Origin of the sequence: Caballeronia sp. (genome assembly GCF_049581465.1) — a bacterium.
In the GTDB taxonomy this organism is placed as follows: Bacteria; Pseudomonadota; Gammaproteobacteria; order Burkholderiales; family Burkholderiaceae; genus Caballeronia.
Window position 1 is genome coordinate 1 of record NZ_JBAUSA010000348.1, and the last position, 2216, is coordinate 2216.

Sequence of the window (2216 nt, forward strand, 5' to 3'; positions counted from 1 at the left end):
AGGACTCAACGCTCTCCCCACACTCTCCGCGAGCAGCACCCCCCCAAACCCCAATCCGTCGTAGTATCTCCATTAGTTTCCACGGTGGAAACGAAACGACTAAGGCCACAGCGACGACGCGACACGACGAAACCGTCACGCCTCGCGGGCCCAATGGGGTGCTCAAGCATGGATCGTTTCCTGGCAATGAAAGTCTTTGTGCGGGTGGTCGAGAGCGGCAGTTTCTCGAAGGCTGCCGACGCCATGCGCCTGCCCGCGGCAAGCGTCTCACGCACCGTGCAAGCCCTTGAGGCGCACCTCGGCGCGCGCCTGCTGAATCGCACAACCCGCAGCATCAGCATCACGGAAGACGGCGAAATCTATTACGAGCGATGCGTGCGCGTGCTCGGTGAAGTGGACGAGATGGAGTCGGTGCTGTCGCGCTCGAAGCTGAGCCCGAAGGGTACGGTGCGTGTCAGCTTGCCCGCATTAATGGCGAAGAGCACGGTCATCGAGGCATTGCCCGAATTTTTCGCGCAGTATCCGGACATTCGCGTGGAGATGAACCTGACCGACAAGAATATCGATATTGTGGAGTCGGGCGTGGATTGCGTCATTCGCGTGGGCGCGGTCGGCGATGTCGGGCTGGTTGCGAAGACCATCGGCAGTTATATGCAGGTCACCGCGGCCGCTCCGTCGTACCTTGAAAAGTTCGGTGAACCGAAGACCCTCGAAGACCTCGACGACCATATGTGTGTCGACTATCTCGTCAGCACTACTGGGCGCGTCAGGACCTGGGAGTTTCTCGTCGACGGCGAGACCAGGACGATTGCACTCAAGGCCGTCCTGGCCGTCAATGACGCCGATTCGTATGTGGCGTGCGGCATTGCCGGGCTTGGGCTGATCCAGGCTTCGAGCTATACGTTGGCATCTTTTCTCGAAAACGGAACGCTACGCGAAGTGTTGCGGTCCTATCCGTCGTATCCGCGCGTGGTGTCGATCCTGTACGCCGCGAACCGGCACCAGCCAAGGAGGGTGAGGGCGTTTATCGACTGGGTCGCGGAGATTTACAAACGCCAGCCGTCATTGCAGGTGCCAAGCGGGAAAGCGGCTCCCGCGTATGTCAGTCACGTCGCGCAAGCGGGGCAGGTTACGACTTGATGACTTCACCGATGCTCGCGCTAACGGCAGTCGCGGTGGTCGCGCTAGTCGCGCCGGTCGCTGCTGCGGGCGGTGGCAACGCGGGGAGCGCTGCCGCGTTCGTGATTTCCGCGCGAGCGTGCTCGAACATCCATTCGAGCGTTTCGTAGATCGGTGTGACCGGCACCCGGCCGATCACCGAGCGAAGCTTGAGGTTCGATCCGACCAGCTTCGCGATCTCGTTATGTCGCATGAAGCGCGGGTCCACGAAGATTTCGATTTCGTAGCCCGCGATACGTCGCATCATGCCGAGGATCTCGCCCAGCGAATGGCCGTGGCCGGAGCAGATGTTGAACGCCTCGCCTGCCGGCGCTTCTTCGAGAAGCCGCGCGTAGACATCGACGACATTGCGGACGTCGGAGAAGTCCCGGCTCACGGCGAGGTTGCCGAGCGACATGCGCGTCTGGTGGCTCGCATGATGATTGACAATCTTCGGCAGCAGGAACGCGTCGCTTTGACCCACGCCGGTGTAGTTGAACGGCCGCGTGAAAAATACCGGCAAGCGGTCCAGGTACAAACGCGCCATGTGCTCCATGGCCAGTTTGCTCACCGCGTAGTCATTGCCAGGATTGAGCGCCACGGATTCGTCGATGACTTCCACATTCGCATTGCCATACACGTTCGATGTACTCGCGAGCAGCACCGCGCGCGGCTTCTGGTCGAGCGTGGTGAGCGCGTCGAGCAGGTTGCGCGAACCCATGATGTTCACGAGATAACTACGCGTGGGCGGATTGCCCGTGACGTGGGCGAGACCAGCGAGATGCACCACCACGTCCGGGCGCGCGTCGGCCACGCACGCCCGGACGGCGTCGAGATCGAGCAGGTCGACCGGTACGCCGGTCGTGCCTGGAACGGCGGCCTCGGATGCGGACACGGTTCCCCAGACCTCGTAGCCCTCGTCGAGCAGACGCTCCGCCATATGACGTCCGGTGAAGCCGGAGAGGCCCGTGACGAGTGCTCGGCGGCGCTTGCCGCCGTCAGGATGTTTTGTGTCGTTCATTGCGCTTGATGTTCGCGTCCACCGTCTTGCATAAGAA

General features: G+C 61.7%; 2 protein-coding genes. One reads left to right on the forward strand and one right to left on the reverse strand.

Translation table 11 applies throughout. The features are described from left to right. Positions 1 to 168: 168 nt before the first annotated feature. Entirely contained in the window at positions 169 to 1140 is a 972-nt protein-coding gene (locus WCA53_RS08765; protein ID WP_423908064.1) for a LysR family transcriptional regulator, read from the forward strand. Here WCA53_RS08765 and WCA53_RS08770 read toward each other — a convergent pair. Then, positions 1130 to 2179: a GDP-mannose 4,6-dehydratase gene (locus WCA53_RS08770; RefSeq protein ID WP_423908066.1), complete on the reverse strand. Its 1050-nt coding sequence runs from the start codon at positions 2177 to 2179 to the stop codon at positions 1130 to 1132. The two genes, WCA53_RS08765 and WCA53_RS08770, sit on opposite strands and share 11 nt — an antisense overlap. Between the last annotated feature and the right edge of the window lie 37 nt (positions 2180 to 2216).